Origin of the sequence: Streptomyces sp. R-07, assembly GCF_049913175.1 — a bacterium.
GTDB lineage: Bacteria > Actinomycetota > Actinomycetes > Streptomycetales > Streptomycetaceae > Streptomyces.
The window spans coordinates 2,665,006-2,677,835 of record NZ_CP183978.1 but is presented as its reverse complement, the minus strand read 5'-3'; the positions used below and the strand labels follow the sequence as shown (position 1 = coordinate 2,677,835).

The 12,830-nt window shown below is 74.2% G+C and carries 9 protein-coding genes; all 9 read right to left on the bottom strand.

Going from position 1 to position 12,830, the window contains the following annotated elements; all coding sequences use genetic code 11:
• Window positions 1-32: 32 nt before the first annotated feature.
• Window positions 33-1,352 (bottom strand): vWA domain-containing protein, encoded by a 1,320-nt coding sequence (locus ACN9M0_RS12055; protein WP_366035723.1) that lies wholly within the window; start codon window positions 1,350-1,352, stop codon window positions 33-35.
• Window positions 1,353-1,405: 53 nt separating this feature from the next.
• Entirely contained in the window at window positions 1,406-2,854 is a 1,449-nt protein-coding gene (locus ACN9M0_RS12050) for a PP2C family serine/threonine-protein phosphatase (protein WP_366035724.1), read from the bottom strand.
• Between the two features lie 2 nt (window positions 2,855-2,856).
• The gene (locus ACN9M0_RS12045; RefSeq protein WP_426403572.1) at window positions 2,857-5,451 is read right to left on the bottom strand and encodes a tetratricopeptide repeat protein; all 2,595 of its coding nucleotides are present in this window, start codon (window positions 5,449-5,451) and stop codon (window positions 2,857-2,859) included.
• Window positions 5,452-5,510: 59 nt separating this feature from the next.
• A complete protein-coding gene (locus tag ACN9M0_RS12040) occupies window positions 5,511-6,806 on the bottom strand; it encodes a hypothetical protein (RefSeq protein ID WP_366035726.1) in 1,296 nt (431 codons plus the stop codon).
• A gap of 57 nt (window positions 6,807-6,863) precedes the next feature.
• Entirely contained in the window at window positions 6,864-7,964 is a 1,101-nt protein-coding gene (locus ACN9M0_RS12035) for a glutamate ABC transporter substrate-binding protein (RefSeq protein WP_426403571.1), read from the bottom strand.
• Between the two features lie 11 nt (window positions 7,965-7,975).
• Window positions 7,976-9,403: a hypothetical protein gene (locus tag ACN9M0_RS12030; protein ID WP_366035727.1), complete on the bottom strand. Its 1,428-nt coding sequence runs from the start codon at window positions 9,401-9,403 to the stop codon at window positions 7,976-7,978.
• Window positions 9,404-9,700: 297 nt separating this feature from the next.
• Window positions 9,701-10,684 (bottom strand): N-acetylglucosamine kinase, encoded by a 984-nt coding sequence (locus ACN9M0_RS12025; protein ID WP_366035728.1) that lies wholly within the window; start codon window positions 10,682-10,684, stop codon window positions 9,701-9,703.
• The gene (locus ACN9M0_RS12020; protein ID WP_426403570.1) at window positions 10,675-11,940 is read right to left on the bottom strand and encodes a 6-phospho-beta-glucosidase; all 1,266 of its coding nucleotides are present in this window, start codon (window positions 11,938-11,940) and stop codon (window positions 10,675-10,677) included. Before ACN9M0_RS12020 ends, ACN9M0_RS12025 begins: the two co-directional genes overlap by 10 nt.
• Before the next feature lie 5 nt (window positions 11,941-11,945).
• A complete protein-coding gene (locus ACN9M0_RS12015; RefSeq protein ID WP_426403569.1) occupies window positions 11,946-12,830 on the bottom strand; it encodes a carbohydrate ABC transporter permease in 885 nt (294 codons plus the stop codon).

The window sequence follows — 12,830 nt, the reverse complement described above, 5'->3', positions numbered from 1 at the left end:
TCCCCCTCTCGTCGTCCGGCCCGGTGGCCGGGCTACCTCTTCACGCGAACGGTCTTGGTGGAGCGGGTCTCGAGTGTCATCTCGTCCGCTTCCGCGACCTTCGCCTTCAAACGCACAGTACCGGTCGCCGCGTCGACGACGTCGACCACCTTCGAAAGCAGTTTCGCCGTATCCGCGTTGCCGGAGGCCGCCGCGAGCTGCACGGCACGGCCCAGTTTGGCCGTCGCGCCGTCCCGATCGCCCGATTTGCGGGCATCGAGCCCCTGCTGGATGACGTCCGCCAGCTCGGCCTGGCCCGTGTAGTGCGCGACCTGCGGGTTGATCGACGTCGACATCGCGAGGTCGTCCGTCCACACCGCCCGTACCAGTCCCTGAGACAGCGGGCGCGGATCGCCGCCCGCCGGGTCCGGGGCGATCAGGGAGACCCGGGCGGCCAGCATCTCCTGGCCGACCGCCGCCTGCGGGACCCGCACGCTCACGTGGTAGTCGCGGGACTCGTCGCCCCACGAGCCCGTCGGGTAGTCCCCGGCGCGCGGCCCGGCCTCGGTGCGCCGCCCGGTCAGGTCCTCGACGGCCGGCGCCACCTGCTTCACGAACATGATCTCGACCCCGACCGGGGTCCACAGCCGGAGCGCGACGTCCGCGACGCCCTTGCCCATCGCGTGCTCCATCATCGCCGTGAAGTCGGCGGCGAGTCCGGCCGGGTCGGCGACGATGTCGGCGGTGCCGAGGAGCGCCGAGGCGATCCCGGTGACCTCCTTGACCTCCCAGTCCGTGCCGACCCCGCGCGCGTCACAGGTGAACCGGCCCGCGCAGGCGTCGAGCGCGGCCCGCAGCTCCTCCGGCGACTCGTGCTCGTTGCGGCCGTCGGTGAGCAGGATGCCGTGCCGGATGGTGAGTTCGGCGGAGGACAGCAGCCGGTCCGCGAGGCGCAGCCACGTGCCGATCGCCGTGCCGCCGCCCGCGGAGAGCCGGCGCAGCGCCTCCTTGGCCTCGGCGCGGGTCCGGGCGTCGGCGACGGCGAGGCCGCCGTTCGCCGGGTAGACCTCCTTCGCCACGTGCGTCCCCGCGACGACGGCGAAGTGGGTGCCGTCGCGCAGGGTGTCGACGGCGGCGGCGGTCGCCTCCCGCGCGCCGCGCATCTTGGTGGCGGGGTAGTCCATCGAGCCGGAGCAGTCGACCATGATCACGACGCCGGCGGGGCCGCTGCCCGCGAAGCCCCCGGTGGTGCCGCCGCCGGTCGAGGTGACCGTGACGATCGCGCTGACGTCCCGGCCGCCCTGTGGCAGGAACTCGTTCTGGTACACGTCCACGGAGAACCGCGGCGCGGTCGGCTTGGAGAAGTTCGCCATCTGTTTCGGCTCCTCGGGCACAACGATGAAGGGGACGGGGGATCGGCGACCGCTCAGGCGGATCCCGCCCCTTGGGGAGTGACGGTGAACGGGACGAGCGCGACCGTGATGTTGTCGTGGCCCCCGCCGTCCAGGGCGTGGCCGACCAGGACCTGGGCGCCGTGCAGCGGCCGGTCCGCCGCGTCCGCCGGGACGACCCGGGCCATGTCCTCCGCGGACTCCGCGTAGTTCCACAGGCCGTCCGTGCAGACCACCACCACGCCGGAACGATCCGGCTTGAACGCGGCCGTGTGCGGCTCCAGTTCGTACGAGTCGGCGCCGAGCCAGCCGGTGATCGCGTGGGCGCGCTCGTCCGCGTACGCCTCGGCCTCGTTCATCAGGCCGGCCGAGACCATCTGCGCGGCCCACGAGTCGTCCTCGGTGAGCCGGGCGGGCGGGGTGCTGCGGTCGTCCGGCACCCAGTAGACCCGGCTGTCGCCGACCCAGCCCACGACGAGCAGCCCGGCGGCGACGACGGACCCGACGATGGTGCAGGCCGGGGCGTTGCGGTGGCGGTGCGGATCGTGCTCCGCGCCGTCCTGGCCGGGCTCCTCCGCGAGCGAGTCGACGGCCTCGGCGGCGGCCACGATCGCCTCGTGCATCGCCTGCTGCGGGTGCGTGCCCCGGGGCAGCGCGGCGAGCAGCGAGGCACCGGCCGCCGCGGCCGCCGCGGCGGAGGCCTCGTCGGGGCGGGTCGCCGAGGAGACGCCGTCGCAGACGATCGCGAGGGTGGCGGGGGAGCCGTCGGGCAGGGTGGTCTCCGAGACGGCGAACGCGTCCTCGTTGCGGTGGTGGCGCAGCCCGCGGTCGCTGACGGCGGCGACGCCGGTGAGCTCCCGCTCCATGTGGTCGCGCTCGCGCGGCTGCGCGTGCCCGCAGTTCTCGCAGTACCCGTCGGTGTCCACCCGCCCGGCGCGGCAGGCCACGCAGAGGGCGGCGGCGGGGGCGGCCGCGGCCGGAACCGGGGCGGCGGGTGCCGACGGAGCCACCTGTACGGCGGCACGGGGGTCGGGCGCGGCCAGCTCGAAGTCCCCGTCGTCCGCGGGGGACGCGGGCGCGGGCGCGCCGCCGGGCGTTTGTGCCGCGCCCGGCACCGGGGTCGCGCCCGGTGCGGAGGTCTCGCCCGGCACCGGCGTCGCGCTCGGTGCCCAGGCCTCGCCCGCTACCGGTCCGTCCGTGCGGACCGGCATCGTCGGCAGGTCGTGGCCGCCGGAGTCGGTGCCCGGGAGGTCGCCCGGGTGCTGGGTCGCCGTGGAGAGCGAACCGGGTTCGCGGGGCGGGGCGTCCGGCCAGGTCACGGGCGTGCCGATCGCCACGGTCGGGCGGTCCGGCTCGGCCTCGGCGGCCGGCGCGGCCGACAGGTCGTAGCCGCACGCCCCGCAGAACCGGTCACCCGACTCCAGCGGCTCGGCGCAGCCCGGGCAGGCGGCGAGTCCGTGCGACGGCTTCGGCTTCTGGGACATCCTCACACCCACGTCCGGGGGCGGAAGCGGTTGGCCCGCTCCACCAGTTCGATCCTCTCCTCGCCCCGCTGGGCGAGCCGGGCAAGTACCCGGTACGAGCGTTCGAGGCCGAAGCGCAGTCCGCGCTCGTCCAGTTCACTCCCGAGCAGCAGCGCGCCGCCGCCCGGTGCCGCACCGGGACTCCCGGAGAGTACCCAGTCGAGGGCCGTCCCGAGGACCTCCGTCGACAAGCGCTCCCGGCGCACCGCGTCGAGACCGAAGCCCTGGAGCGCGGAGACCTGTGCCGCGGCCGCCGTCAGATCGGCGCCGAGCGGCTCGTGCGCCGGGCGCCGCCGGAGCCGGGCCCGCACGGCCGCGACCCGCGCCGCCGTGTAGTGGATCGACGCCTCCGGTACGGACTCCAGGGCCTGTACGGCTCCGGTGCGGTCGCCCGCGGCGAGCCGCACCCGGGCGAGCCCGAAGGCCGCGCTGACGAAGCTGGGGTCCGTGGCCCACACCAGGCGGTAGTACTCGGCGGCGTTGTCCAGCTGGCCGAGGACCTCGGCGCAGATCCCGAGGGCCAGCTTCGGCGCCGGCTCGCCGGGGAAGGCGTCGTACACCGCGTCGAAGGCGAGCGCCGCGTGCTCGTGGTCCCCGGTCACCAGGGAGGCGACGCCCTGGTACCAGACGACCCGCCAGTCGTCGGGGTCCCGCTCCTCCAGACCGGCGAGGGTCCGCGCGGCGGAGGGCAGGTCGCGCAGCTCCAGCTGGGCCCGCAGGGTGCGCAGCCGCAGCTCGGCGGAGGGCGCGGGCGCGCCCTGGAGCGCCCCGAGCAGTTCGCCGGGGGCGGCGGCCGCGAGCCCGGCGAGGAATCCGGCGTTGGGGTCGCTCGTGTCGACGCGCGGCACGGGCAGCGCGAGCGCGGTGGCGGGCGCGTCGAGCGGCGCGAGCTGCCCCCCGAGCCCGGGGCCGCCCGCGAGCTGAGCCTGGGCCTGCGCCTGAGCCGGGACCTCACCGGGTCCGACGGGCGAGGTCTGACTCGGAACCTCACCGGGTCCGACGGGCGAGGTCTGACTCGGGACCGCACCGGGTCCGACGGGCGACGCCTGACCCGGGACCGCACCGGGCGGCAGCGCGGCCCGCCTTCGCCCGCCCTTCCGCGCCCCGAGCTGCGACACGTCCTCCGTCAGTTCGGCGAACAGCGCGGTGTCCGTGACCCGCACCTCCGTGCCGAACAGCGTCGAGAGGGCCGGCCGCGGCCGCCCCGACTGGAGCGCCACGACCTCGCGCAGCACGCCCGTCAGCTGCTCCGCCATCTCCTGCGCGGAGGCGAACCGGCGGGCCGGGTCGGGGTCGGTGGCGCGGACCAGGAAGCGGTAGTACGACTCGTACGCCCGGAAGACCTCTATGTGCTCCGGGTCGGGCAGCGAGTCCACGAAGACGTTCGTGTAGCCCTGGAAGTCGAAGGTCATCACGGCCAGCGTGCGCGCCACCGTGTACAGGTCGCTCGCCACCGAGGGGCCGACCTCGGCCACCTCCGGCGCCTGGTAGCCGACCGTGCCGTAGATCGCGGACTCGTCGTCGTCCATCCGCCGGACCGCGCCCATGTCGATGAGCTTCAGCTGGTCCTCGGACTGGATGGCGTTGTCGACCTTGAAGTCGCAGTACAGCAGGTTCCTGCTGTGCAGGTGTCCGAGCGCCTCCAGGGCCTCGATGCCGTACGCGCAGGCCTGCTCCACCGGCAGCGGATCGCGCCGGCCGTCGGGGGTGCGCCGGTCGTTGGCGATCTCCTTGAGCGACTTGCCGCCGACGTACTCCATGACGATGTAGCCGTCCATGGAGCCGGTGCGCTGGTCGAGGTGCTCGACGAAGTTGTAGATGCGGACGATGTTGGAGTGCTCGATCTCGGCGAGGAAGCGCCGCTCGGAGATCGCCGCCTCCATGGCGTCCTGGTCGCCGGTGTCGAGCAGGCCCTTGAGGACCACCCACCGGTCGGAGACCGCCCGGTCGACGGCGAGGTAGATCCAGCCGAGCCCGCCGTGCGCGAGGCAGCCCGCGACCTCGTACTGGCCGTGCACGATGTCCCCGGCGCGCAGCTTGGGCACGAAGGAGTACGGGTGCCCGCACTTGGTGCAGAAGCCCTCCGTGCGGCCCGGCCGGTCGCCCCGCGAGCGGCCCACCGGAGCGCCGCAGTCCGACCGGGAGCAGAAACGCTTCCGCTCGGGAACCTCGGCGTTCTCCATCACCGCGGCCCGCGGGTCGGGCCGCGGCACCTCGGGGATCGTCACCAGGCCCGCGCCCAGCCGGTTCCGGGCGGACTGCCCGGTCGACGAGCCCGAGCTGCGCACCGACACCGAGCGGCCCGTGGAGGGACCGGAGGCCCCGGAGAGCGAGCGCGAGAGCCGGCCGGAGACCGACCGGCGGGAGGTCGAGGAGCGGGACGAGGCACGCGAGGAGGCGCGCGAACTGCTCCGCGAGGAGCTGGAGTCCGCACCTCCGACGCCGCCGTTCCCCCTGCCGGGGACGGCCATCCCGGTCGGCGTCGACCCGATCATCCCCCCGGGCGCGACGACCGGGGCGAGCCCGCAGGTGTCGCAGTACAGCTCGCCGCCTCCCATGTCCTCGTACGAACCCTCGCACGAAGGACGCTGACAGCTCCCCACGCCCGTCTCCCCGCTCACCACTGTCGTCCTCCCGCGTCTCCCGCGTCCCTCGCGTCCCTCGGTCCGGACAGGACGTCCGCCACCGCGTGCTGGTAACGCAGCACCGCCTGCTCCGCGACCCGCAGATCGCAGGGCGCGCTCCACAGCATCCGGCGCGCCGCGTCGTACCGCTCGACGAGCAGCGGGTCCTCCGCCGCGCCGAGCCGCGCCACCTTCGCCTTGTACGCGTCGAGCCGGCCGCGCAGCTCGGCCCGCACCGCGAGCGGCGCGGTGACCGCCGTCAACGACTCGCGGGCCCGCAGCAGTTCGTCCTCCGCCTCCCGCTCCAGGGACTCCAGGAGCGGGGAGAGCCGGTGCCACTGCGCGTGCCTGCGGTACTCCGCGGCGGCCGCGAGCCGCTCCTGCAGCACGATCGGCGGCCCGCTGACGGCCGGCACCTCGGAGGCGGCGATCTTCGCGAGGACCTCGCCGCGCGCCGACCGCGCCTCGGCGAGCGTCCGGTCCGCCCGCGAGAGCACGTCCCGCAGCCGCAGCAGCCGGTCCTCGGAGTCCTGCCGGACCGCGAGCACCGCCTCGATCTCCCGCCGGACGTCCTCCAGGGCCAGGGCCGCCCGGTCGTACCGCTCGGTGTCGGGCCGGCCCCCGCCGGGCGCCGAACTCCCCGCCGCCGGACGCCAGAACGCCACCGGGTCGGTCACGACCTGCGAGCGCAGCGCGGTCAGCTCGGCCGTGATCGCCTCCAGCTCGTCCCCCGCCGGGTGCTCCCCGGGGCGCACGCCGACCGAGTGCGCCAGCGAACGCGTCCGCCCCAGCTCGGCGGCGAGCAGGTCTATCCGGGCGGGCAGCGCCGACCAGACGGCGTCGGCGGTGACGACCAGGTCGAGCGAGGAGGCGTACAGCTCGTTCATCCGCCGGACGAGACCCTCCAGGCTGAACCGCTCGGTGAGCAGGGCGCCCTCGGCGGCCCCGCCCGGGACGAGCACGGTGTCGCCGCGCAGCCGGTCGGTCAGCTCCACGAGCTCCTCCCGGCCGGGCCAGCGCCGCCGCGCGCGCAGCTCACGGGCGTCCCGCAGAGCGCCGGTGTACAGGTCGAAGCAGGTCCAGAGCAGGGTGATGGTCCGCTCGGCGGCCGCCCAGCGGTCCCGGGTCGTGCCGGTCAGCTCGGCCCCTTCGAGCAGCCTGCGGCCCGCGTGGTCCTGGAGCGCGAGGAGCGAGTCCTCGACCGCCTTGTGCTCGGCGCCGAGGCGCGCCAGCGCACGGTCCACCTCGTCCCGGTCCATCACCGGCCCGGGGGGTCCCGTGACGCCCATCGGTCACCTCTTCCGCTTCGTGTACTGGGTTGCCCGTCGGGGCCGGTTACAGGGCCGTCATTTGTACAGGGGCGCGGGCGGCCCCGCTATCCCGGGCAGGTCCTTCGCCAGCCAGTCCTGGTACGCCTTCTGCCAGGGGCCCTGCCGGTAGCCCACCAGGACCTGGTTGACCCGGCGCACCAGGTCGTCGTTGCCCAGCTTGGCCGCCACCCCGTAGTACTCCTTGGTGAACGGCCGGCCCTTCAGCTCGACCGCCGGGTCCTGCGCGGCCTGGCCGGCCGCCAGCGCGTTGTCGGTGACGACGGCGTCGACCTCGCCCATCTGGAGCCGGGCCAGACAGTCCAGCTGGTTGGGGACGGTCAGGAGGTCCTTGTCGTCCTTCGTGCCGTCGCCCTCGTCCTTGTAGACCGCGCCGAAGGACTTCTCCTCCAGGGCGTCGTAGGCCGTGGAGCCCTCGGCGGTGCAGATCCGCTTGCCGCGCAGCGAGTCGTCGTAGCCGGTGATGCCCTTGTCGAGCTTGGGCGCCAGGACCTGCTGTCCGGCCTGGAAGTAGGCGGTGGAGAAGGCGACCTGCTCGATCCGCTTGCAGTTGATCGTCATGGTGCGCACGACGAGGTCGACCTTGCCGCTGTTCAGGGCGGCGATCCGCTGGTTGGTCGGGATCGTCCGGAAGATGACCGCGTCCGGGTCGCCGAGGACGTCCTTGGCGATGGCCCGGGCCAGGTCGATGTCGAAGCCCTCCAGGACGCCCTTCTCCGGGTTCCGGTAGCCCCAGCGGTAGCTGGACTGGTCGACGCCGACGATCAGCTTCCCGCGGTCCTTGATCGCCCGGATCGACGGGCCGTCCGCCGACGAGGGGGTGAGGGAGGCCTCGGGGTGCTCGCAGGTGTCGGCCTTGATCTGGACGCCGGTGCCCACGCCGGGGCCGGGCGTCCGGGTCGCGGCCGCCGCGTCGTCGCCGTCCTGCGCGAGGGGCAGCAGGGTGAGCGAGGCGGTGAGCCCGCAGGCCACGGCCATGGCGGCCACCCCGCCCCAGCCCCGCAGCCGCCTGGCCGTCCGCAGCAGGAGCGGGTCCGCGCCGCTCGCCGTCCGCCGCACCAGCGGGTCCGTGCCGCTCGCCGTCGTCCGCCGCGCCAGCGGGTCCGTGCCGTTCGGCATCCCGCCCCCTCTCACCGGTACTCCGACAGTCTGCGGTTGATGCCGAGCACGGCGCCCGCCGCGCCCAGGATCCCGAGGGCCGCCGCGCCCAGCGGCAGCGCGGTCAGCGCGTCCCTGGCGTCCCCGGCGGAGCGGGTGAACTCGGTCTGCTCGTGCGCGAGGGCCCGCTCCAGGGCCGCGTCGACCTGGTCGAAGGACTGGCCGGTGGAGTCCTTGGCGCCGACGACCCGGACGAGGGCGCCCTCGTAGTCGCCGGCCTCGTCCTTCGCGCGGGCTTCCTTGTGGCGCTCCCGCCAGTCGGCCGCGCGCGCGACGGAGTCGTCGACCGGGCCGCGCCCGGCGTCGTCGTCGGCGAGCTCGCGGGCCGCGGCGAGCGCCGTCGTCAGGGCGCTCATGCTCGCCGTGTAGTCCGCTTCGTACTTGTCGCTCTTGCCGTCCTCGGTGAGGACGGCGCCCCGGGCGACCAGGGTGAGGTTCTCGTTGGCGCGGGCGGTGAGGGAGCTGATCCGGGCCGTGTTGAGGACCTGGAGGGACTCCTGTCCGTGCGCCCGCGCGCTGTTCAGCTCGGTCCGGGTCACGGTGTGCGCGGCGAGGAGCCAGAGCAGGGCGACCACGGTGGCGGCGGTGGCGGCGAGCAGTCCGTGGTTGAAGACCCGGTTGGTCCGGGCATAGTTGCGGCGCTGGGCCCAGCCGAGGACGCCGAGGGCGAGCAGGCCGAGCGCGAGCGACAGGAACGGCCAGGCGCGGGCCGAGTCGTCGTCCCGGTGGAGCCGCTCGGTCTCCGCCGCGTACAGCCGCTCGGCGGCCGGCAGCAGGGAGCTGGACATCTGCTGGTTGGCGTACCGCAGATAGGCGCCGCCCAGCGGCAGGCCCTGGCGGTTGGCGGCCCGGGCGCGCTCGATCAGGCCCGTGTAGCGGGGGAGCTGTTCGTTGAGGGTGGCGATCTCGCGGGCCGACTCGGACGAACCGTCCGTGTTCGCCGCGGCCTTGACGAGGAGCCGGGAGGCGGTGGTGATGTCCCGGGTGTAGCGCGCGCGGGACTCCGCGGGCTCCAGGGTGCCCGCCAGGAATCCGCTGGCGGCGGTGGTGTCCGCGTCGGCGAGGGAGCGGTAGATGGCGGCGGCGTCGGCGCTCAGCGGCTGGCTGCGGCTGACGACGTCGTCGGCGGCGGACGCGCGGCCGGTGACCTCCAGGGCGGTGACGGCCCCGAACGCGACGACGAGCAGCGCCAGTACGGCCCCCAGGATCTGGAGCCGGCCGGGCTCGGTGGTCGCGGCCTCCCGCAGCCGCTCGCGTCCCACGGCCCAGGCGCCGCGCCCCGCGGGCGGGGCGGCGCCGGGCGCGGGCGACGGCTGCGCGGGCACCGTGCCCGGGCGTGCGGGCTCCGGCGCCGTGCCCCGCGCCGCCGCGGCGGCGGGCGCGTTCGGCGGGTGTGTCACTTGACCTCCCCCTCGGTCGCTGACGTCGGCCCGTCCGGCCGTGGTCCCGGTGAGGGACCCGTTCCGGTGGAGGACCACCCGGCCAGCAGTATGGCCTCAGGGGGCCGTCCGCACACCGGGATTGACTGGATCTTGTGCCTATCGTGCCCCATGCCTCCCAGGTGTCAGCAGGCGATCCCCCTCACTCTGAATACGTCGCCCGGCCGGAATCGGTTCCGTATCGGCCATCGCTCGAACAGGTGAACATGCGTGCGGGGCGCCCCGCCGCGTACGACGAGACGCCCCGCGACGGCGCGTTCAGACCACCTCGTACCGCTCCCGCAGCCGGGCCGCGGCCGCCGGACCCGCCGCCACCTCGTCCAGGGCCAGGAGCCCCGCCCCGAGGACCGGCGGCGCCGTCACGAAGCCGATCACGGCCTTCGGCATCCGCGCCGCGAGGAGTTCACGGATCCGCTCCTCCAGCTGCGGATGGCGCGCCGCGAGCACGCTGCCGCCCAGCATCACCGGGGCCTCCTCGCGGTGCAGCCCCAGCCGGCGGAGCGCGACCGCCGACATGGCGACGACCTCCTCGGCGAGCCGGTGCACGAGAGACAGCGCCACCGGATCGCCCGCGGCCGCGACCGCGAACAGCACCGGCGTCAGCTCGTGCCGCCGCGCCATCGGGACCCGGCCCAGGTGCAGCGCCTCGATCAGCGCGTACATCGACTCCAGGCCGAAGTGCGCGGGCAGCGCGTCGGCGAGGGCGGTGGGCAGGCCACGCCCGTCCTCGGCGCGCGCCGCGAACCACAGCGCCTCCTCGGCGAGCCCGCCGCCCCCGCCCCAGTCCCCGGAGATCTTCCCGATCGCCGGGAAGCGCGCGGTCCGCCCGTCCGGGGTCATCCCGACGCAGTTGATCCCGGCCCCGCACACCACCGCGACACCGCGCGGCTCGTCGAGCCCGGCCCGCAGGATGGCGAAGGTGTCGTTGTGCACCCGTACGGACCGGCTCAGGCCCCGGCCGAGCAGCTCGGCCTGGAGCGCGGCCTCCTCGACGGGCAGGTCGGCATTGGCGAGACAGGCCGTGACGTGCGCGAACTCCGCCGGGACACCGGCCTCGGCGCACGCCCGCCCGACGATCTCCACGAGCCCGTCGACCGAGGGCCCCACCCCCACCACGGGAGGCTGGAACCCGCCCCCGCGCGCCGACCCGAGCACGGTCCCGTCCTGGGAGAGGACCGCGACGTCGGTCTTGCTGTTCCCCGCGTCGATCGCGAGGAGCCCCCCACTCGGCTTCACACCCACGCGAGGTGCTCCCGGTTGTGCGCGATCAGCCGGTCGGTGAGCCCGTCGGCGTACGCGTACTGCCCGACCAGCGGGTGCGCGAGCAGCGCCTTGAACACCCGGTCGCGGCCGCCGTGCAGCGCCGCCTCCAGGGCCAGGTCCTCGTAGGCGGTGACGTTCGCGATCAGGCCGGCGAACAGCGGGTCCACCGGCGCGACCGGCAGCGGCGTGGCGCCGTGGGCGCCGACCGCCGCCTGCGTCTCGATGACGGCGTCGTCCGGCAGGAACGGCAGCGTGCCGTTGTTGTACGTGTTCACCACCTGGTACGGCGAGCCCCCGCCGCCCAGCAGGGACGCGGCCAGGTCCACGGCCGCCTCCGAGTAGAAGGCGCCGCCCCGCTTGGCGAGCAGGGCCGGCTTCTCGTCCAGCGCCGGGTCCCCGTACATCTCCAGGAGCTCCCGCTCCATCGCCGCGACCTCGGCGGCCCGCGAGGGCTTCGTGCCGAGCTCCCGCACCACCTCGTCGTGCGCGTAGAAGTACCGCAGGTAGTACGAGGGGACGACGCCGAGCCGGTCCAGGACCGGGCGCGGCAGGCGGAGGTCGGCGGCGACCGCGTCGCCGTGCTCGGCGAGCAGCCGGGGCAGTACGTCCTCGCCCTCGGGGCCCCCGATCCGTACCGCCCGCTCCCAGGTCAGGTGGTTGAGCCCGACGTGGTCGAGGTGGACCTCGGACGGGGTCACGCCCAGGAGCTTCGCGAACTTCCGCTGGAAGCCGATGGCCACGTTGCACAGACCGACGGCCTTGTGCCCGGCCTGGAGCAGCGCGCGCGTGACGATGCCCACGGGGTTGGTGAAGTCGATGATCCAGGCGTCCGGGTTGGTGCGCCGGACCCGCTCGGCGATGTCCAGGACGACCGGGACCGTGCGCAGCGCCTTGGCGAGTCCGCCGGCGCCGGTGGTCTCCTGGCCGACGCAGCCGCACTCCAGGGGCCAGGTCTCGTCCTGCTCGCGGGCGGCCTGTCCGCCGACCCGCAGCTGGAGCAGGACGGCGTCGGCGCCCGCGACCCCGGCGTCGAGGTCGGTGGTGGTGACGATCTTCCCGTCGTGGTCCTGCTTGGCGAAGATCCGCCGGGCGAGGCCGCCGACGAGCTCCAGGCGCTCGGCGGCGGGGTCGACGAGGACGAGTTCGGTGATGGGCAGGGTGTCGCGCAGGCGTGCGAATCCGTCGATCAGTTCGGGGGTGTAGGTGGAACCGCCCCCCACGACAGCGAGCTTCATGTGACTCAGCCCTTCACTCCGGTCAGGGTGACTCCCTCGACGAACGCCTTCTGTGCGAAGAAGAACACGAGGATCACGGGGGCCATGACCAGGACGGTCGCGGCCATGGTCAGGTTCCAGTCGGTGTGGTGCGCGCCCTTGAAGGACTCCAGGCCGTAACTGAGCGTCCAGGCGGCCGAGTTCTCGGAGGCGTAGATCTGCGGCCCGAAGTAGTCGTTCCAGCAGTAGAAGAACTGGAACAGGGCCACGGCGGCGATGCCGGGCTTCGCCATCGGGATCACGACCCGTATCAGGGTGCGGAATTCGCCGCACCCGTCGATCCGGGCGGCCTCGACGTACTCGTTCGGGATCGTCAGCAGGAACTGGCGCAGCAGGAAGATGGCGAAGGCGTCGCCGAAGGCCATCGGGACGATCAGCGGCCACAGCGTGCCGGAGAGGTCCATCTGCTTCGCCCAGAACAGGTACATCGGGATGATCACGACCTGCGGCGGCAGCATCATCATCGAGATGACGAGCAGCAGCGACAGGTGCCGGCCGCGGAAGCGGAACTTCGCGAGTGCGTACGCCACGGGGATCGAGGACACCACGACGAGGGCGGTGCCGAGACCCGCGTACAGCAGCGAGTTCTTCCACCAGGTCAGGAAGCCCTCCGTCTGGAAGACCCGGACGTAGTTGTCCCAGTGCCAGGAGTTCGGCGTCAGGTCCCGGGTGAGTGCCTGCTCGTCGCTCATCAGGGACGTCAGGAGGACGAAGACGAACGGGAGCACGAAGAACAGGGCGGCGGCGATGCCGAGCGAGTGCACGGCGATCCAGTGCAGCAGCGACCTGCGGCGGGCCTGCTTCTCGGCGGGGCTCGGCGCGGTCCGGACGGGTGCGGTTGCGGTCGTCAT